This window comes from Proteus terrae (assembly GCF_003144325.1).
Taxonomy (GTDB): Bacteria; Pseudomonadota; Gammaproteobacteria; order Enterobacterales; family Enterobacteriaceae; genus Proteus; species Proteus terrae.
On record NZ_PENS01000007.1, the window covers coordinates 217,152 to 237,131 of the forward strand.

The following is a 19,980-nucleotide window of genomic DNA, read 5'->3' on the forward strand; positions in this document are numbered from 1 at the left end:
CTTAAGATACAATCTATTTTGTCTTACCTTTATTACTTTGCTTCACTATTACGAGTAGCGGATGCTTAACCAAAATCGACCTACAATTATTTAATTAGATCATATTTTTACGTTTTTATACTTAACTTCACTCTCTATATGAGTGATGATGACTGTTCTATTGGTGTTTAAATTTTAATTTGATGTCTATAATAGCACTTACTTCTTCCTTAAATTAAAATATGCTAAGTCATTTATAGAGCACTGGACTTAATATTCTAATTTTAAACATCAATAGTTTTACATAGCAGGATTCAATCTCATCTCAAAATTTAACACTACACACAGTCTAATTTAGATTACTAGGTAGTATTTACCATCAAAAACTATTTTCTTTATTTTAGTATAATTATCTAAGCTAAATACGGAATATTTTATTTTTTTAACTTTATACTAAAAAAAGAATAAGAATAAATTAAAGATAAATAGAAAAAAAATGATAAAGATAAAAACAAGATAATTATAAAAATATTAACTTTAGAAAAATATCACTTAAATCTTATAATTCAATAAAAACAAAAAAAGAAATAAAAAAAATAAAAATATAAAATTCTCACTTATTATAATAACCAACATTTTTTATGTTATATAAATTAAATCAATAAGAAAGAGTAAAAAAGATTTATCACAATCGTATAAAATAAAATCCAGAGAATAACAAAAATAAGAATTAATAAATATTTTCCCTAATGACTGAACTACTTATTAATTAATAGCATTACAGATTATAATGTTAATATTTTTTAAACTTGCTTAAAAAATGAGTATTACTACCTATTAACAATGCTAAGATATATTGCTAGCTTCATTTTGAATGAGTATTAAATAAACAATAATAAGAAGGTTCCATTATGGAAAAATCCCGAACGACTCTCGATCAGTGGATTACCTTACAAGCCGTCGTTGATTATGGTGGTTTTGCTCAGGCAGCAGATGCCTTACATAGAACACAATCATCAATTAGCTATACAATTAATAAATTAGAACAAACATTGGGCATTGAAATTCTCTCTTTAGAGAAAAGACGAGCAGTACTTACGCATGAAGGTAAGCTCTTACTCGATTTATCGAGAGAATTAACTGAAAAAGCCATTTCACTGGAGAAAGAAGCAAAAAAATTAATACTTAACAATAAGTTAAAAATAAATATAATTATTGATCCTTTATATATTTCAGACTTGTTTTTAGATAAAGTCTCGCAATTTATTAAAGAGAATAAACATTATGATATTAATATTCATAAAATTTCACTCAGCCAGTCGGACGTATTATCTCAAAAAAATCAGGATTTAGTAATAACACACCACAATATAAAATCATTACAACCTATTGATTTAGAAAGTATTAAAACGGTGTTAGTGACACACCCTGAAAGTGCATTACAACAGCTCCCAAATAGTGATTTATGTAAGGAGTTACAAAAACATACATATATTTCATTATTTCGCAATAATACTGACATCGATCATAATAACCAAGTAATTCATGTTGGCTCAGTGGAAACCGCAATAAGCCTTGTTAAACATGGTCTTGGCTATTCTCGACTCCCCTTAGCTGTCATTCAGGAAGAATTGAATAAAAATTCGATTAAACAATTAAATACGCACAACAATGATAAAGAATATAATTTTTATCTTTATTTGAATAAAAATTCATTCCCTATAGAGGATATAGAGAAACTATTATTAGCAATAAACAGTTCACCTCGTGATTTAATTAATGACTAATTAAACATTATTCTTAATTAAAAAAACAAACATTAAACATTTTGATATTAAGACAAAAAAACTCATGTAAATCTTCATTAACTTAAATTTTTTGTAATGCTATATTTTATTGGCATATCTCCTATGCGAATAAATCTATACTTAAATCTATACTTATAAATAAATTAAAAAGTAAAATTAATTACTTTTTATACAGGACTGATCATGAGCAAATTAAATAAATCACTCTATTTATTAGGGATGAGTTTCTCTCTACTTTCTGCACCTGCAGCTTTTGCATCGGGCACGATTAATTTTACTGGAGAAATAACAGACCAAGCTTGCACCGTAGATAGCTCTTCTAAAAATCTGACTGTAGATTTAGGAAAAGTATCTTCAAAAAGCTTAACCACTAAAGGTGAAATCGCGGGCCTTAAAGATTTCACAATTAAACTAATTGATTGCCCTATTGATACCACTGTTGCCGTACGCTTTGGCGGTACTCGTGATGCAATTGATAGCGATATTCTAGCTATTGACCAGGTTTCTGGTGGTGCAACAAATGTCGGTATTGCATTATTTGAGAAAGATGCCGTATCTCAAATTAATCTCTATGACGACTCTAAAGAGATCGAAATTAATGGTACTGAAATTAACTTAGATTATGTTGCTCGTTATAAAGCAACAGCACAAGCAACACCAGGCCCAGCTAACGGCTCAGCCGTCTATAGCATCCAATACAAATAATAAAAAATGAGGGTAATACTTATTACCCTCTTATTTCTTCTTAACTTTATAGCACCAATATGAAAAAGAATATTTTTCTCACATTATTTTTTTACTTTTCTCTCATAACGGTATGCCATGCAGCAGGGATAAGTGTGGGTGGAACACGGTTTGTTTATAACGATAATGCTCGTGAAATCAGCATCCCAGTTCTAAATACCGATAAAGAAAAACCTTATTTGATCCAAAGTTGGGTTTCAGCTTTTCAAGGTAATGACAAAACACCTTTTATTGCAACTCCCCCTCTTTTTCGTATTGAGCCAGATAGCACTGGTACGGCACGTATTTCTTATACAGGAGCACCCTTAAACTCAAATACCGAAGTTGTCTATTGGCTTAATATAAAATCTATTCCTCCCGTTGAAAAAAGTCCTGAAAATCAACTTCAGTTGGTGATTAATTCTCAATTTAAGCTCTTTTTACGTGCTCATGATATCGAGCCACTTAATTTTAATAACGTCGAACTATCAAAACAAAATCAAGGCTTAGTGCTTAAGAACAACACACCTTATCACTTAACCATTAAACATATTTTTATTGATGATAAACGCCACCCTTACGATCCTTTAATTCAGCCACATCAAGAAGTTGTATTACTAAAAGAAACAACTACTTCTCAGAAAGTTACAGTGCAGTTTATTAATGACTACGGTGCAACTGTAGATAAAGTATTAAACTAAGAGCGTATGGCGATGACTTTATCCATAATAGCGTTATCAACAAAACGATTATTCGTATTTTCTACCAATAATCTCAATCGCCACGGTTTGCTGACCATGGCGATCGCCACTATTTTATATCCTTATCAGGTAACGGCTGAAGAGCAATTTAACCCTGATGCACTCAATTTAGGAATAGAAAATCAAGTTGCGGATATTAATAGCCTTGATTATTTTTCTTATGCCGGAGGTCAACTTCCTGGCGTCTATTCTGTTGATATTTATCTCAATAATAAATTAATTGATAACCGCCAAGTACGTTTTATTTTTAACGAAGAAAAAAAGACACTTACACCAGAGATAACTAAACAAGACTTATTAAATTGGGGCGTCAAAGAGTCTGTAATACCACCATCTAATCAACAAATTAAAAATGAAACGATCACTGATATTGCTCGAGTTATTCCAAATGCAACATATCAGTATGATTTTTCACGAGCACGCCTGTCATTTTCTATACCACAAATTGCTTTATATAATTATGGGCAAGGCTATATCCCCCCCACACAATGGAATGATGGCATTAATGCGGCTTTTGTGAATTACACCTATCGACAAAATAAGTATTGGTATCATGATCAACATAATAGCGACTCTCTTTTTTTAGGGTTACGCAGTGGTGTTAATGTCGGTGCTTGGCGTTTGCGTAATCACAGTAACTATAATAAAAACAGTGATAACTCTTCGCAGTGGAAGAGTTTGCAAACTTATATTGAGAGAGATATTCGTAGTTTAAAAAGCCGTTTAACCCTCGGCGAAACTGCCTCTGATAATGATGTATTAGAGAGTATTCCATATCGTGGTATTAAACTTGCTTCTGATGAAAGTATGTTGCCACAAAGCCAACGAGGATTTGCCCCCGTTGTGAGAGGAATTGCTCAAAGCAATGCCGTGGTTACTGTTCGTCAAAATAACAGTGTGATTTACCAAACATCCGTTCCACCGGGTGAATTTGCTATTTCAGATTTATATCCCACCTCTTACAGTGGTGATTTACAAGTCACGATTGAAGAAGCGGATGGAACAACTCGTACTTTTTCACAACCCTTTTCAGCTGTTCCCATGATGCAACGTGCAGGTAGCTTAAAATACAGTGTAGATATCGGTAAGTATCATGCTGATACAGCTGCGAGAAAGCCTAATTTTTTTCAAACCTCTGCTATTTATGGGCTCCCTTATAATTTATCCATTTATGGTGGCACATTAATCTCTGCAGATTACCAAGCTTATGCATTAGGTACTGGGGTTAATCTTGGCTATTTAGGTGCCGTTTCTGCCGATATTACTCACGCGAAAACAACCTTAATAAATGATGATGAAGCTCAAGGACAATCTTATCGTATTCAATATTCTAAATATTTACCTGACACCCAAACAGGTTTTTCACTGGCGTCTTATCGCTATTCAACAAAAAATTATTATGATTTCTCGGCTGCTAATGAGCGTTTTTCTCATCTTTACCGTAAGAAAAAACAGTTTCAGTTATCTGTATCACAATCTTTAGGTGATATGGGTTATCTCTCATTAAATGGTTATCAACAATATTATTGGTATCAAGACAGAGTCGATCGTAATGTCAATCTCAGTTTTAACTCTAACTACCGTGCTTTAAGTTATAGCGTCTCTTATGCGTATAACAAGCGCCAGGAAAGTGGGCTAACCGATCAGATTTTATCCATTAATTTAAGTCTACCGTTTAATTTTACTCAAAATAATAATTGGTTAAGTTATCGCTACAACACCAGCCGACAAGGTGATTCGATTAGCTCAGTGAGTGTCAGTGGAACACAGCTAGAAGACAACAATCTGCAATATGATGTATCACAAAATTATAATCATACTCGCCAAGAATATAGTGGGTCAGTCAATGGTAATTACAGTGCATCCGGTGGCGAAGTAAATGCAGGTTACAGTTATGATAAACGTTATCAATCAATGAATTGGGGAGTAAATGGTGCGCTCTTAATTCATCAAGGTGGTATAACACCATCTCGTACAATCTATGATTCTGCAATTTTAATTAAAGCGGAAGATGTTGGTAACTTAAAAGTCAGTAGTGCGCAGAGCCTTTATACCAATAACCAAGGCTATGCAGTTATTCCTAATGTTTCACGTTATGAACGCAATAAAGTCACCGTCGATCCTGCCTCTTTAACGGGTAATAACGATGTTGAATTAACATCAACGACGGTTATACCGACCAAAGGAGCAATTGTTTTAGCTGATTTCAAAGCAAGAAAAGGGGCTCGTGTGCTTGCAAACTTACACTACAATGGAACACCATTGCCATTTGGTACTCAAGTTGAGATTTATCAACATGGACAAGTGCTTTCAAGTGGGATTGTTGCCAATGATGGTGAAGTTTTCTTAAATGGTGTACCTGAGCAGAGCCAGTTACGTGCTAAATGGGGTAACAGCGCCGTTGAACAATGCAAAACATTTTTAAATGCGGATCTCTCGTTAGAAAAGATCCAGTTTTTACAACTTGATTGCAGATAGGTGATAACAATGAATAAATATATAACACTAGGTTGTCTGTCTGCTTTTTTGTATACATCAACCACTATGGCTGAATTTAGGGCAGAGCTCACTACTAAGACAGTAACTTATTCAGCACCTATTTACGTATCGCGTTCAGCACCAATTTTAACAGAAGTCGCCACAATCCCGTTAGGAACAATGAATGCATGGACATGGTGGAACCTTTCTGGAGGCGAAGTTAGACCAGGGATTTATTTACCTGGTTCGTTTAATGCTTCCAGTCCTAGAGTGAATGGGGCTTATGTCAAAGAACTTAACAACAGTGGTATTGGCTATACGTTACATGGCACGATTAGCGGAAGTTGTAGTGGGTCTGCTTATGTCGATGGTCAGCAAAATATTGATGGTAACTATAGCAACAGGCTTATTTGTTCATCCAACGCCACCAGTGGTAATTACTCCGTTACATTAGAAATGAAGCTGTATAAGCTACGTGATAATGTGAAATCACAAACCATTCCAGGTATATGGGCTGCGATGTTAATCGTCTATAACAATGGTTTTATCACCAGTGACTATACAGGAAAAACAGAACCACGAATTAATCTTTCACCATTGACCATTATTTCTAGTGGTTGTGATGTCATAAATAACAATATTAATGTACCGCTTGAAGCTGTCCCTAAATCCAGTTTTAATGGTGTTGGATCTGTAAGTCCTGAGAGTATTAAAGATTTCAATATTGATTTGAGTTGTGATCCTGTTTCACCGATAAAAATTCGCTTCGATGGTGTTGCCGATAGCCAACAAACCGCAGGCACCATTGGCTTAAGTAACCCAACAGACAGTAATACAGCCAAAGGTTATGGTATACAGATTAAGTATCAAAACCAGCCAATAAAGCTGGGACAATTAATTACAGTAAGTGAAAAAAACAGCAGTTCCGGAAGTTATTCTATTCCTTTGGAAGCGGGTTATATTCAAACATCCGATACGACAAGTGCGGGAAAAGCAAACGGTACATTGCAATTTACAATGCAATATCACTAACGAAATTTAGGCTGATTTAAAAAGATAAAAAAAGGCGAACAACATTTTGTTCGCCTTTTTTCTTTAGATAGGATCACACTTGATATAATTTACGTAAATAATGGGGCACAGCTTCATCGGCATTAGCTCCAATCACTTCCATATTGGGGAGAAGATCTTTTAATGCTTGATGGGCATTTTCCATAATGCAACCTTTACCCGCCATTTGTAGCATCTCTTTATCATTCATACCATCGCCAAATGCGATAGCATCTTTTGCAGAGTGTTGCATCAGTTCAGCCACTTTCTCTAGGGCCTCACCTTTAGATACACCCCCTGCCATCACCTCTAAGCAATTACGCAGTGAGAAACTTACATTGACCTTATCACCCCAGCGCTGATTAATTTCATTCTCTAGCTTCAGTAATAGTTCATGATCATCAGAGGTGAAGAAGACCTTACACACATTAGTAGTTGGAAATCCTGTTTTGCAATATAGCTCATAGCCAAAGTCTGACTCTCGAAAAAACTCACAAGCCCCTGGCATCTCTTTATTAACATACCAATAATCACCAGCATAAATATTAGTTTCAATTTCAGGGTGATCAAAAACCATAAGAGCCAAGTCATAAGCAATTTCAGGTTCAAGATCTTGGCTAAAAATAAGGTCACCATGCGTGTTATGCACTCGCGCACCATTAGAGGTTATCATATAAGCGTTAATGCCTAATCCATCGCGGATCTGTGCGACATCAACATGATGACGACCTGTTGCAAATACAAAATGCACACCTTTATTAATAAGTAGGTGCAGGGTTTCTTGCGTATAGGGAGTTAATACATGATTAGGTGATAACAGTGTGCCATCAAGATCTGAAGCGACTATCGAATACATACACATTCCTGATTAAAATAAATGCTTATCATAAAACTCACAGATTTCATTTAATGCTTGTGAGCGTAGCTTATCTATTTCGAACAAGATTTCATGATGCGCACCCTCAATCACCAGTGGCAGTTTTTGCTTTTCTTCTCTTGTTCTGGACTGACTATAACGTTCACAGAAAGCCCTTAGCTCTTGATTATCTACCACTTTATCAAGCTCTGCTTCGAGCACTAATAGAGGGGTATTAATCTCTCCCGCATGTTCAATTAACCAATCTCCCATTTTTAGACTTTCTCCCATCCAATGATAAGTAGGCCCGCCTAATCGTAGTTCTGGAAAATCAGCATAATAACGTAAATACCGACGATATCGCTCATGGCTATGTGTTAATACATTAAGGATAAATGGCAGTGGAAACCATTTACCTGTTGATACCGCGTAGTTATTTCTTTCAGATTGACTTTGTTCTGCTCGGTTAACTAAAAAATTAGCTACCCAGCGAGGTATGGGTAATTTAATACCAAACATCGGCGCACTTAATGCTGCTGCTTTAAAAACATGAGTTTGCTTTAGAAGATATCCCGCTAAGATAGCACCGCCCATTGAATGAGCTAACGCAAAATAATGTGGGTATTGAAAAGGCAACACTATCGTATCAACGAATGTCGAGAAATCATCGATATAATCACTGAATTTCTCTACATGCCCTTTTTGCGTATCTTCTAATAGTCTGTCAGAAAGCCCTTGTCCTCGATGGTCAAGAAGAAAAATATCATAGCCTGAGTGAAAGAAATCGAATGCAACTTCAGGGTACTTTACATAGCTTTCGCTACGGCCTGAAGCAATAACCAGTGCTTTATTATGCGATGGTGAGCGCCAATGAACATAGCGAATTTTTGCACCATCAACACCAACAAATTCACCTTCTTCGCGTTGCCCCCAAAAATCCAATAAGACGCCGTTCGTAAATGCAGAAAACTGCTTTTCACGCGATAACCACGAATATTTTAACAGAGTGGTTGTCATTGGCTCTCCTTATTGGCGTTATTCAAAGCCTTCAATATGGTCACGAATGAGTGTCATAAAAGCGGGTCCAAATCGTTCTAATTTTCGTTGTCCAACACCGTTTATTAATAACAGTTCATCTGGATAAACGGGGCACTGCTCTGCCATTTCAATCAATGTGACATCATTAAAGACGACAAATGGCGGAATGTTTTCTTCATCAGCAATAGATTTACGTAATTTACGTAGTTTCGCAAATAATTTTCTATCGTACTGTCTATGGGCATTTTTTGTTTGTTGATTACGGCTTTTTGTTGGGCTTAATAATCTTGGTACAGCTAATTGTAATGGTACTTCACCACGTAAGATTGGCCTTGCCATCTCTGTCAGTTGTAATGCTGAGCGATGAACAATATTTTGTGTCACCATACCTAGGTGAATAAGCTGACGAATAACACTCACCCAATGCTCATGACTTTGCGCTTTACCAATACCATAAACAGGTAATGTATCGTGTCCTGAATCTCGAATACGCTGATTATTCGCGCCTCTTAAAATTTCAACAATATAACCAATACCAAAGTGCTGACCAGTACGATAAATACAAGACAATGCCTTTTGCGCATCCACTAAACCATCATATTGCTTAGGAGGGTCAAGGCAAATATCACAGTTACCACAAGCATTTTGTCGATGTTCATCGAAGTAATTTAGTAACACTAAGCGTCGGCATGTTTGAGCTTCAGCAAATGCTCCCATTGCATTAAGCTTATGCATTTCAATGGCTTTTTGATCACTTTCTGGCTTTTCATCTAAACAACGACGCAACCACACCATATCGGCAGGATCGTAAAATAATACGGCTTCTGCAGGTAACCCATCTCGCCCTGCACGCCCTGTTTCTTGATAATAAGATTCAATATTTCGCGGAATATCAAAGTGAACTACAAATCGGACATTGGGCTTGTTTATCCCCATACCAAACGCGACAGTAGCTACCACAATTTGTAAGTCATCACGCTGAAAAGCTTCTTGTACTTTCGCACGTTGTGCAATTTCCATTCCGGCATGATAACCCGCGATGCTTAATCCTCGTTTACTCAGGCGTTCTGCTGTTTCTTCAACTTTATTGCGACTATTACAGTAAATAATGCCTGACTTTCCTTTCTGGCCACGAATAAATAACCAAAGCTGATCAAGTGGTTTGTATTTCTCTACTAAAGTGTAGCGGATATTCGGCCTATCGAAACTACTGATATGGATTAACGGATCACGCAACACTAGCTGATTAATAATATCGTAACGTGTTGTATTATCTGCCGTTGCCGTCAACGCAATAATGGGAACATCAGGAAGATATTGCCTTAATAACCCTATGCCGCGATATTCAGGACGAAAATCATGTCCCCATTGTGAAATACAGTGTGCTTCATCAACAGCGAGTAATACGGGTTTCCATTGCACTAATTGATGAAGAAAACTCTCCATCATCAAACGCTCAGGGGCAATATACAGCAGTTTTATTTCACCCTTTTGACAACGTATTTGAACATCAAACTGCTCTTCACGCGTTTGGGTTGAATTTAAATAAGTAGCTTCAATACCATGAAGGCAAAGTTGATCAACCTGATCTTTCATCAGTGAGATAAGTGGCGAAACAACCACAGTCAACCCATCGAGTAATAATGCGGGAATTTGATAACAAAGGGATTTACCACCCCCTGTCGGCATCACAACTAGGCAATCTCTCCCAGTTGTAATGGTATGGATGATTTCTTGCTGACCAGGACGAAATTGCTGATAACCAAAGGTTTCTCGCAAAATAGCCTGTGCTGATGGCATTGAATTAAGAACTTCTGCTGTGGACACACCGTTCCTCTGAAAAGCTGCTGATAAAAACTATGATGAGGAGTAAAAGAAAAGGCACCAATGTGAAGGTGCCATCATCATTTATAGCGCTATGCTAACCCAGAACGGGGAAAATTACAGCATATCATTAAGCATCACGCCAACACCGATTCGTGTTTGACGAAAGTTATAATCAATCATTGATTCGCCATAACCACTAAATACTTGGGTATAAAAGCGTACATGCTTAGTAATTGGGTAGCTCCAACCCAATTCAGCCGCCCCATAACCACTGTTCCAGTTATAACGTCCAGTCGCAGTGATCACACTTTCGCCTAATCGATAGCCTGCTTTTAATCGGTAATAACCCATATAACGATTAATCTCTGGATTATCATCACGTTGAGCACTTTCACTAAAGCGATACCAAGGCTTTAGATCAAGTTGTAAATTACCTTTTTGTACCATAAAACGTGCATAAGCACGGTTCCAACTACGAGATGTAGGATCAGAACGTCCATTCGATTCGTGGTTAAAACCTGTTTCTATTTCACGAAGTGTCCAACCTGCAAATTTATAGTCTGTTGCCCAACCTAGAAAAAGTTGCGGTTCATAGTTTGTCTCACGAAAAGGGGCTGATTCTTTTTTATTACTGAGTTGCCACCAAGAACGTTGAGTATAAGATGCCGCTAAAACAGAGTTTTCACCCGCAATACCTCGCCATAAAGGGAAGGCCAAACTAAGCTGAAATTTCACCTCATCTTTTTTAGCCTTATTGCTCCAATCATAACTTTGAATAGCCTCTTTATTCATATCAGAGGTATCAGTGTAAATAATATAATTGGATTCATAAGGATAAAGAACAAAAGGTGAATCGTATTCTTGTAATAAACCAGAAATGATACTGCCCTGAACAAGCGGTGCAGGAGATGATGATGCTTGTATTTCGGATGCAAATCCCCATGCTGGATAGAATAAAGTCACCGCAAGTAAAGAACGGATGTAACGCATAGTTAATTATCCTGTTTCATTATTGAATAATATAGAAGTTAGTGCTTACTTTAGAATTAGTTCTTATATATGTGCTTTATTACACTTTAGTGCCCATATTTTACACGTAATCGCCATTAAATCTCGTATATTTTTACACCATTATATTTATAGCACGAATGTGCAATTACGATTTCGTCATGTATCATTAACATAACATTAACTTAATGACGTGATATCAGGGGTTCTAAAAATGGAAAAACAGTTAACATTAGAAGAGGCTCAAACACTAATTGGTCATGTTTTTGTTTATAAGATGCCCTTTAATCAATTAATCGGCTTAGAACTAGTTCGCTTTGAACAAGACTACGCTGAAATTCAATTTCGGTATCAAGATAAACTTGTTGGCAATATTGCTCAACGTATCTTACATGGTGGGCTCATTGCTTCTGTACTTGATGTCAGTGCAGGACTAGTTTGTGTCGGTAACGCATTAACACGTTTGGCACCAATATCCCAAGAGCAACTCGAACAAAAACTCGCTAATATGGGCACAATCGACTTACGTGTTGATTATTTAAGACCAGGACGTGGAGAATGTTTTACAGCAAGTAGTCATATTTTACGCAGTGGCAATAAAGTGTCTGTTGCTCGTGTTGAATTACATAATGAAAAACAAGTTCATATTGCCAGTGGAACAGCAACCTATATTGTTGGTTAAGCCTTTGTTAAAAATCATTGCGCACGATGATGCTTGGATTAGTATTAATTACTTGTAAAAATACATGCCTAATGACACAGTAGATAATGTCATTGGGTATGATAACCCCGTCACACATTTCCTTTCCATCAATTCCAGAGATAGCATGAGCCAGAAAAACACGATGAAAGGCGTTTTATGTGCCTTAGGCGCCTATTTGATCTGGGGTATTGCCCCTGTCTATTTTAAAAGCATTCAAGAAGTGCCTGCAGAAGAGATCTTAACACACCGTATTTTATGGTCGTTCTTTTTTATGTTGATTTTAATGACGATTAGCCGTCATTGGCCTTATTTACGCCAATTAATACGCCAACCTAAAAAGATTCTTCTTTTAGCACTGACTGCCGTCATTATCGCAACTAACTGGCTTACCTATATATGGGCGGTTAACCACGGCTATATGCTAGAAGCCAGTCTTGGTTACTTTATTAACCCACTGGTTAACGTACTGTTTGGCATGCTTTTCTTAAGCGAGCGTTTCCGTCGTATGCAATGGGTAGCAGTAGGTTTAGCATTTACTGGTGTATTTATTCAACTCTGGCACTTTGGTTCAGTACCTGTGATTGGATTAAGCCTCGCCGTGACTTTTGGTCTTTATGGCTTACTGCGTAAAAAATTGGGTGTTGATGCACAAACAGGCATGCTGGTAGAAACATTATGGCTATTCCCTGTCGCATTAGTTTATATCTTATTTTTCACACATTCACCGACTAGCAATATGCTTGAAAATAGCTGGTCATTAAATACCTTGTTAATTGCCGCCGGTATTATTACTACTGTACCGTTATTGCTCTTTACAGAAGCAGCGCACCATCTGCGTTTATCAACCTTGGGCTTTTTCCAATACATTGGCCCAACCTTGATGTTTATTCTCGCGACAATGGTATATGGCGAACAAATTGATGCAGAACGATTAGTCACCTTTGGCTTTATTTGGGTTGCGCTGATCCTCTTTACACTTGATGCACTCTATACACAACGCCATTTAAGACGTAGTTAGCCTTCTAAAACTCGCTCTTCCGCTAAATTACTGATTTGTGTAAAAGCGGAAGAGAGTTTTTTCTTCTTATTCTTCTGTAATGAATGCGCACTCTTTGACATCTCCTCTACATAGCGATATGAACGTCTAAATAACGTTGATATTACGTTATTAATCAATTGAATATGATTAATAACGACACTGAAATAGAGATTGACACGAGGAACAAAATCACGCTGATGTCTCAATAACTTACAGTACAAATCTTCTTCAAATTCATTGATGGGTTTACTGGGATGATAAGTATCACAAAGGACTTCCTCAGTATTTTCGATCAACAATTCATTACTAGAAAAAGAGACAGGTAAAGTTCGCGAGCAAGGTGCGACAAAAGAGTAGGTATGAAAGAAGACACTAGAGAGCTTCATCAATTAATCCCATTAAGCAAGAATAGATAATGAGATTATTAAGTAACCAACTCGAACTTCCCTTAAAAAAACACCCCAACTTATCTACCAAATAAGTAAGGGTGTTTTTTTATATTGGGATAATGCTAACTCACTTCAAATCGAAGCTTATTCCAATCGAGCAAATGCGGCCACCAGCCATTTAATCCCTTCACCATTAAAAGCGATTTGTAATCGGCAATGTTCACCGCTACCTTCAATATTGATAATGGTGCCATCACCAAATTTAGGGTGCTTCACACGTTGTCCAAGTGAATAGCCACTGTCATTGCTGATAATTGGAGTGCCTAAACGGCTATGATTAACAGGACGTGAAACTGTCGCACGTAAACGGACTTCTTCGACACACTCTTTAGGTAACTCACCAATAAAACGAGAAGGCCGATGACTGACTTCTTTTCCATATAGACGGCGATTTTCAGCGTAAGTGAGTGTTAACTTTTTCATTGCTCGCGTGACACCGACATAAGCCAAGCGACGCTCTTCTTCCAAACGCCCCCCCTCATCTAGCGACATTTGACTTGGGAACATCCCTTCTTCGACACCCACAATAAAGACTTGTGAAAATTCGAGTCCTTTAGCAGAGTGAAGTGTCATTAACTGCACGGCATCTTGATATGCATCCGCTTGGCTTTCGCCCGATTCTAATGCGGCATGCGAAAGAAACGCTTGCAGGGGCATTAAATCTTCGTCTTCATCTTGATAGCTAAATTGGCGTGTCGCGGTGACTAACTCTTCTAAGTTTTCAATACGAGCTTGTGCTTTTTCACCTTTTTCTTGCTCATACATCGCTTTTAAACCTGAATCACGAATAATTCGGTCTGTTTGCACATGTAATGGCATATCTGCTGTTTCAGAGGCGAGTGTTTCAATCAGTTCTAAGAATCGTTGAATTGCAGCGGTTGCACGTCCTGCCAACATTTTATGTTCGATAACCTGTAATGCGCTTTCCCATAAGGTAATTTGGTTATCTCTCGCAACTTGGCGAACAATATCTAATGTTCTATCACCAATACCCCGTGTTGGTGTATTCACAACACGTTCAAAAGAAGCATCATCATGGCGATTAGCTGTTAATCGCATATAAGAGAGTGCATCTTTAATTTCTTGACGCTCGAAGAAACGCTGACCACCATAGATACGATATGGCATAGCGGCTTGTAATAACGCCTCTTCCATTATACGAGATTGAGCATTGCTACGATAAAGAATGGCACAGTCTGTTAACGCACCGCCTTCTTCTTGCCAGCGCTTAATTCGGCCGACAACATAACGCGCTTCATCTAAATCATTAAAAGCGCAATACAGCGAAATAGGCTCGCCTTCTGCACCTTCAGTCCACAAGTTTTTACCTAATCTGTCACTGTTATTGGCAATTAGCGCATTCGCGGCTTTTAAAATGTTGCTTGTAGAACGATAATTTTGCTCTAACCGGATAGTCTCTGCGCCAGGAAACTCATTTAAGAAGTTTTGAATATTTTCAACTTGCGCACCACGCCAGCCATAAATAGATTGATCGTCATCGCCAACAATCATCACTTTACCCGTTTGACCTGCAAGCATTCTTATCCATGCATATTGAATACGGTTAGTATCTTGGAATTCATCAACCAAGATATTGGTAAAGCGATTTTGGTAATGCTCTAAAATTTGAGGTTTATTAAGCCAAAGTTCATGAGCGCGTAATAAAAGCTCAGCAAAGTCCACCAGCCCTGCGCGATCACAAGCTTCTTGATATGCCTGATATACTTTCAACCACGTTGTTTCAACAGGATTACCATAAGTTTGAATATGTTGTGGTCGCAAACCTTCATCTTTTTTACCGTTGATATACCACATACCTTGACGTGCAGGCCATTGTTTATCATCAAGATTCATTGATTTAACAATACGGCGAATAAGGCGATATTGATCATCACTGTCAATAATTTGGAAGTCTTGTGGCAAATTTGCATCAAGATAGTGTGCGCGTAATAAGCGATGAGCAAGGCTATGGAAAGTGCCAATCCACATACCGCCTTGACTTGTACCAATTAAGTCTTCAATACGATGGCGCATCTCTGCGGCGGCTTTATTGGTAAACGTCACAGCCATAATCGAAAAAGGAGAAGCTTGTTCAACAGATAATAACCAAGCGATACGATGTACCAATACCCGTGTTTTACCACTACCTGCACCAGCTAACACCAACATATTAATACGAGATGCGGCTACTGCTTCGCGCTGTTTATCATTAAGGCCTTCTAGCAGATATGAGACGTCCATAATTACCAATCATTTAGTGAAGAAAATACTGTGGATATATACAGAAATAGAGAGTAAGCAACAAACTAACAGGAATTCACGCGCTATGCAAAATAAAGCCTTTTTTAGCCGCATGTATCTGTACCATTCTTACCGAATATCACATTAAACGAGTTCTATCAGTTTGCTTAAATCTGTAATTTCAATATGTGGCATTACTCTGGTCTCACCTTCTTCAAACAAACTACGGTTATCAAGGTTAATCCAGCACGCTTGTAATCCACTATTAACGGCGCCCTCGACATCTGTTATAAGGTGATCACCCACATGTAGGATTTTCTCATGTGGAATATTTAACAGTGAAGCGGCTTTATCAAACATATCAGGATAAGGCTTAGAGCGACCATCAGGGCCGGCTTTTAAAATATGTAAAAAATACTGCCCTAGACCACAACTTAATGGGTTTGCATTACCATTTGTAATCGCAATTAATGGGATTCTCTGCGCCAACTCTGTAAGAACTTGGTGGGTATTTTTAGGTACATTAATACGACTACGCCAATAAGCAAAGTGCGCCATAATTTCATCAGCACCTTGTTGTGCTTTGGCTTCACTGTAGTTGTAATCTAACAGCATATTTCTCGCTGCAAGCCAACGCCACTGCGTAATATCATGAAAAATATCAGGATTGTTTTCTATAAGTGGCTTTTTATAGGCATTCACATCTTTTTCTGTGAAATGATTAAAACGCAGATCATATTGACGAATAAAATCCATCGTCTCTTTTTCAGTTCTGTCCATTACTGGCACATTGTCATACAGTGTGTCGTCTAAATCAAAAGTCATCGCAGCAATTGGCGTCAGAGTTCTGTAAAAGCGCATTATGATTTTTCTCTCTTAGCTCTCGGGTGAGCAGCATCATAGACTTTAGCTAAATGCTGAAAATCTAAGTGGGTATAGACTTGCGTGGTCGATAAATTAGCGTGCCCTAATAACTCTTGTACAGCACGTAAATCACCACTCGATTCCAATAAATGCGTAGCAAACGAGTGACGTAATTTATGAGGATTTACATGACTACTTAGTCCTTGTTTAATACCCCAAAGTTCAAACCGTTTTTGTACACTGCGCACAGATAAACGCTTACCGCTTTGGGTTGAGATAAAGACAGCTTTATCCTCAGGAGTATAGAGCTCTCGCATCGGAAACCAATTCTGTAACCACTCTATCGCTTTTCTTCCTAACGGTACTTTTCGTTCTTTACTTCCTTTACCTAAAACACGAACTTCACCTTCATTCATGTCGATATCGCTCATGTTTAAGTTAGTCAATTCTGATAGACGCAATCCTGCACCATACATCACTTCCAGCATGGTTCTATCTCTAACAGAAAGGGGATCTTTTAAGTCGATATTCATCAATTGGCTAACTTCATCGACATCCATATTTTTAGGAAGATGACGACCAGATTTAGGTGTGCGAATACCTTTTGCTGGATTAACCTCTAACATTCCCTGTGCCACTTGCCAATCAAGAAAGCTACGTAACGCCGAAAAGCGCAAAGCAAGGCTAGTCGGTTGTAACCCACTACGATGACTTTTCGCTAGTAACATTCGTACATGTTGGCTTTCAAGTGATATCCATTGTGTGATTTTCATCGCCATCATCATTTGCGCTAATGCAGTTAGTTGACGATGATAATTTTCTACGGTGACAGGACTTAATCGGCGTTCAACTTGAATATAACGCAGGAATTGTTCGATAGAGACAGAGAGTGTTTCTGGAATGTCTATTGGCTGGTTCATTGCCTTGCAACCCAACGAAGTAACAATTCCGGTAAAATATGGGCGAGCTTATCAAGCATCACTGTTCCCATCCCTTCCTGAAAGTGTTGATTATCTCGGCTATTAAAAATAATCACCCCCAAATCACCATAATGCCCTAGCAATGAGAGCGCAACAGAACCTGAGCGTCGTACATTAGGCATCAATAACATGATCTCTTGCCCGTTTAATGTACCTAAATAGTGATTATCATCGCCCATACGCTGAATGCGAAAATGTTCAAATGCTTGGCGAGATAATGGTAGATCTTGTGCATCTAAAGGTGGCTGTAATTGCCAGCGATCGGTAAATAGGCGTAATTGAACTGAATAAAGCCCTAATCCCTTAGCCCAAAGGTTTAAACGTTCTAGCATTTCGTGAAGAGAAGCACTGTTAGATAGTTCAGAAATTAATAATAAGAGTTGGCTAAACAGTGCTTCATTTTCAGAGGCTTGCTCTATCAACAAACGCATATCTTCTTCAAGATAATGGATACGGTTACGCTGGCGCGACATTATCCATTCGACTAAAGAAACGGTTCCTCTGACGGGATGAGGAACTTGCATTTGCTCAATATAACTTGCATTACGGATAAAAAAGCCAGGATGCTCCCTGAGGTAACGGATCACTTGTTGATCATTAAGTTCGTTTGTTTCAGGACAACAAAACTGCTCATTTTTATCCGTCATACAGATAGCCTCTCAAAAAATAATATTATAGCTGAATGATCCCATCATAAATATGCGTCGCAGGCCCAGTCATATAAAGAGAGTGCCCCTCTCCTTTCCATTCAATAAGCAACGATCCACCCGGTAAAGTCACTTTCACTCGTTTATCTAATAACCCTTGTGAAATACCAATTGCGACTGCTGCACAAGCCCCACTACCACAGGCTTTCGTTTCGCCAGCACCACGTTCAAACACCCGTAAATGAAGGTTACTTCTGTCTACGATTTGCATAAAACCAATATTAGCACGTTCAGGGAAACGTTCGTGTTGCTCTAACACAGGCCCTAACAACTCAACTTCTGCTGTTTTAATGTCTTCAACCTGAATAACACAATGAGGATTTCCCATTGAAACCACACCGCACAATACAGTGCGTTCCATTGCCCTGATAATATAGGTCTTTTCTGCCTTTTGTGCACGGAAAGGGACTTTTTGAGGTTCGAACTCAGGTTCGCCCATATTGACGCACACATCGTCATTGTCCATAACATTCAAAGTCATTCTGCCAGACTGTGTACTGACTTTTATCTCTCTTTTGTTTGTAAGACCTTTTAATCTCACAAATCGAGCAAAGCAACGAGCACCATTACCACACTGTGCAACCTCGCTTCCATCTGCATTAAAAATACGATAATGGAAATCGAGTTCGGGATCATAAGGTGCTTCAACCACCAACAATTGATCAAACCCAACACCAGTATGGCGATTCGCTAATCGACATATTAATTCTGGTGAAAAATAAACATTTTGAGTCACAGCATCGACCACCATAAAGTCATTGCCAAGACCATGCATTTTTGAAAATTGCATCTTGCCCCTGCCTGAAACGAAGTTACCGTTTCTAAGATTGACTAATTGGTCTGAGTTGAGGCGCTCTCAACTTGCTGGGTTGGCTGGGATGACTGTGTCATTTTTGCCTGAGTATCTTCAGGAGGGAAATAAAGAGGGCCTTTCAAGCCACAACCAGAAAGAGAAATCAGTGTTATTATAGCAAGAGTGCAACGTAAATACGTTTTCATTCGAAATCTGCCTGTCATTTATTTGGTTAATATCCTCTATAATCGCAGTTAGATCTCGAAAAGCAAATAGGAAATGAAGATGAACGACAGTGAATTTCACCAATTAGCTGACGAACTCTTGTCAGAAATAGAACAAACTATTGATAATTATGAAGGTGACGCAGATATTGATTGTGAAATCAATGGCGGTGTAATGACATTAACCTTTGAAAATAATAGCAAAATTATTATTAATCGTCAGGAAGCGTTTCATCAAGTTTGGTTGGCGACACGCTCTGGTGGCTATCACTTTGATTGGAAAGATGAACAATGGATTTGTGATAGAAGTGGCGGTGAATTTTTAACCATGCTAGCACAAGCGATAACAGAACAAAGTGGGGAAGCGTTTTCTTTCTAAAAAACGCAGTTAGCCACAACAGTTAACTACAATAATGGGAGCTATCAAGGCTCCCATTTGTATTAACTGGCTT

The 19,980-nt window shown here is 37.9% G+C and carries 19 protein-coding genes; 8 read left to right on the forward strand and 11 right to left on the reverse strand.

The window, feature by feature from the left end:
• Positions 1-890: 890 nt before the first annotated feature.
• From DK857_RS08695 to DK857_RS08715, 5 genes are all read left to right on the forward strand, one after another.
• A complete protein-coding gene (locus DK857_RS08695; protein ID WP_109401986.1) occupies positions 891-1,766 on the forward strand; it encodes a LysR family transcriptional regulator in 876 nt (291 codons plus the stop codon).
• A 204-nt stretch (positions 1,767-1,970) separates the two neighbouring features.
• On the forward strand, positions 1,971-2,492 hold the full coding sequence (locus tag DK857_RS08700) for a fimbrial protein (RefSeq protein WP_109401987.1): 522 nt from the start codon (positions 1,971-1,973) through the stop codon (positions 2,490-2,492).
• Positions 2,493-2,626: 134 nt separating this feature from the next.
• The gene (locus DK857_RS08705; RefSeq protein ID WP_234566496.1) at positions 2,627-3,211 is read left to right on the forward strand and encodes a fimbrial biogenesis chaperone; all 585 of its coding nucleotides are present in this window, start codon (positions 2,627-2,629) and stop codon (positions 3,209-3,211) included.
• A gap of 12 nt (positions 3,212-3,223) precedes the next feature.
• Positions 3,224-5,749 (forward strand): fimbria/pilus outer membrane usher protein, encoded by a 2,526-nt coding sequence (locus DK857_RS08710; protein WP_109402009.1) that lies wholly within the window; start codon positions 3,224-3,226, stop codon positions 5,747-5,749.
• Between the two features lie 9 nt (positions 5,750-5,758).
• On the forward strand, positions 5,759-6,781 hold the full coding sequence (locus tag DK857_RS08715; RefSeq protein WP_109401989.1) for a fimbrial protein: 1,023 nt from the start codon (positions 5,759-5,761) through the stop codon (positions 6,779-6,781).
• A 73-nt stretch (positions 6,782-6,854) separates the two neighbouring features.
• Here DK857_RS08715 and yigL read toward each other — a convergent pair whose 3' ends face one another.
• The 4 genes from yigL to pldA all read right to left on the reverse strand — a co-directional run bounded on the left by yigL (position 6,855) and on the right by pldA (position 11,510).
• Entirely contained in the window at positions 6,855-7,655 is an 801-nt protein-coding gene (gene yigL, locus DK857_RS08720; protein WP_109401990.1) for a sugar/pyridoxal phosphate phosphatase YigL, read from the reverse strand.
• A 12-nt stretch (positions 7,656-7,667) separates the two neighbouring features.
• Positions 7,668-8,672 (reverse strand): lysophospholipase L2, encoded by a 1,005-nt coding sequence (gene pldB, locus DK857_RS08725; protein WP_109401991.1) that lies wholly within the window; start codon positions 8,670-8,672, stop codon positions 7,668-7,670.
• 18 nt (positions 8,673-8,690) lie between these two features.
• Positions 8,691-10,520: an ATP-dependent DNA helicase RecQ gene (gene recQ / locus DK857_RS08730; RefSeq protein ID WP_109394736.1), complete on the reverse strand. Its 1,830-nt coding sequence runs from the start codon at positions 10,518-10,520 to the stop codon at positions 8,691-8,693.
• Positions 10,521-10,634: 114 nt separating this feature from the next.
• Positions 10,635-11,510 (reverse strand): phospholipase A, encoded by an 876-nt coding sequence (gene pldA, locus DK857_RS08735; protein WP_109394738.1) that lies wholly within the window; start codon positions 11,508-11,510, stop codon positions 10,635-10,637.
• A 232-nt stretch (positions 11,511-11,742) separates the two neighbouring features.
• Here pldA and DK857_RS08740 point away from each other — a divergent pair, with 232 nt between their 5' ends.
• Together DK857_RS08740 and rarD are read left to right on the forward strand one after the other, a co-directional pair.
• Positions 11,743-12,210: a thioesterase family protein gene (locus DK857_RS08740; RefSeq protein WP_075672777.1), complete on the forward strand. Its 468-nt coding sequence runs from the start codon at positions 11,743-11,745 to the stop codon at positions 12,208-12,210.
• 145 nt (positions 12,211-12,355) lie between these two features.
• The gene (rarD, locus tag DK857_RS08745) at positions 12,356-13,249 is read left to right on the forward strand and encodes an EamA family transporter RarD (protein WP_098941385.1); all 894 of its coding nucleotides are present in this window, start codon (positions 12,356-12,358) and stop codon (positions 13,247-13,249) included.
• Here the strand turns inward: rarD and DK857_RS08750 are convergent.
• The 7 genes from DK857_RS08750 to lptM form a co-directional block, all read right to left on the reverse strand.
• On the reverse strand, positions 13,246-13,656 hold the full coding sequence (locus DK857_RS08750) for a hypothetical protein (protein ID WP_109401992.1): 411 nt from the start codon (positions 13,654-13,656) through the stop codon (positions 13,246-13,248). The genes rarD and DK857_RS08750 overlap by 4 nt on opposite strands.
• Positions 13,657-13,803: 147 nt before the next feature.
• Complete coding sequence (gene uvrD / locus DK857_RS08755) at positions 13,804-15,960, reverse strand: DNA helicase II (protein ID WP_109394742.1); 2,157 nt, start codon at positions 15,958-15,960, stop codon at positions 13,804-13,806.
• 144 nt (positions 15,961-16,104) lie between these two features.
• Positions 16,105-16,821, reverse strand: a complete 717-nt coding sequence (gene yigB / locus DK857_RS08760) for a 5-amino-6-(5-phospho-D-ribitylamino)uracil phosphatase YigB (protein ID WP_109394744.1) — start codon at positions 16,819-16,821, stop codon at positions 16,105-16,107.
• Positions 16,821-17,744, reverse strand: a complete 924-nt coding sequence (gene xerC, locus DK857_RS08765; RefSeq protein ID WP_109401993.1) for a tyrosine recombinase XerC — start codon at positions 17,742-17,744, stop codon at positions 16,821-16,823. The genes yigB and xerC overlap by 1 nt, the downstream gene beginning before the upstream one ends.
• Entirely contained in the window at positions 17,741-18,451 is a 711-nt protein-coding gene (locus DK857_RS08770; RefSeq protein WP_075674324.1) for a DUF484 domain-containing protein, read from the reverse strand. Before DK857_RS08770 ends, xerC begins: the two co-directional genes overlap by 4 nt.
• 25 nt (positions 18,452-18,476) lie before the next feature.
• Complete coding sequence (gene dapF, locus DK857_RS08775) at positions 18,477-19,301, reverse strand: diaminopimelate epimerase (RefSeq protein WP_109394748.1); 825 nt, start codon at positions 19,299-19,301, stop codon at positions 18,477-18,479.
• Positions 19,302-19,342: 41 nt separating this feature from the next.
• A complete protein-coding gene (gene lptM / locus DK857_RS08780) occupies positions 19,343-19,510 on the reverse strand; it encodes an LPS translocon maturation chaperone LptM (protein WP_071788576.1) in 168 nt (55 codons plus the stop codon).
• 79 nt (positions 19,511-19,589) lie between these two features.
• Here lptM and cyaY point away from each other — a divergent pair, with 79 nt between their 5' ends.
• Positions 19,590-19,907: an iron donor protein CyaY gene (gene cyaY / locus DK857_RS08785; protein WP_088494024.1), complete on the forward strand. Its 318-nt coding sequence runs from the start codon at positions 19,590-19,592 to the stop codon at positions 19,905-19,907.
• The last annotated feature ends 73 nt before the right edge of the window (positions 19,908-19,980 follow it).